The 541-nt window shown below is 63.8% G+C and carries 1 protein-coding gene; it reads right to left on the bottom strand.

The window, feature by feature from the left end:
- The coding region (locus VM95_RS43095) for a hypothetical protein (protein ID WP_157882316.1) at positions 1-397 on the bottom strand (397 nt) is incomplete at its 3' end.
- Between the last annotated feature and the right edge of the window lie 144 nt (positions 398-541).

Genomic DNA, 541 nt, shown 5'->3' with positions numbered 1-541 from the left:
CTTGCCCTGCACCAGCAGCCTCGTCTGGTCCGCTCGCCAGCCCTTGCCAGCCGTACCCCAACTTCCGGTCTTCTTGTGGTCGGCGATGTCCATCTCGACGGCGGGGGGCGGTGTAGCGCGAGACCACATTCAGCGCCTGCGTGATCTTGGCGGTCCTACCACCCACCGCCTGCGCGTCCTTGGTGGCCTTCCACGCGGGCATGTGGTTGCGTTCCGTACCCTTGGTCGCCCGATTCTTGCCGCCCCGGGGGTTCTTCACACCGAGAGTGCTGTACGGGCCGCCACGGTAGACGGGTCTGACGAGCCTGACCTTGGGCTTCTTCTTGGTCGCCGGGCTCATCCGGGCGTCGATCAGCAACTCGTCGGCTTCAGGCGCGGTAGCTCTGGAAACACTCACCAGCAGTCACTACCTCGAAAAAGAGGCAGAGCTGGAACGTGAGTGCTAGTACTGCAACGGTGCTTACCGTGACGAGGCTTCAGCTCTCGGGCTGTGGCCTCGTCTCTTGTAATGGCTGGTCCGGGCCTGTTGTTGGCGTCTGCG

Source organism: Streptomyces rubellomurinus, assembly GCF_000961885.1.
Lineage (GTDB): Bacteria > Actinomycetota > Actinomycetes > Streptomycetales > Streptomycetaceae > Kitasatospora > Kitasatospora rubellomurina.
Note: the sequence above shows the minus strand (reverse complement) of the source record. Positions and strands in the feature narration are given on the sequence as shown.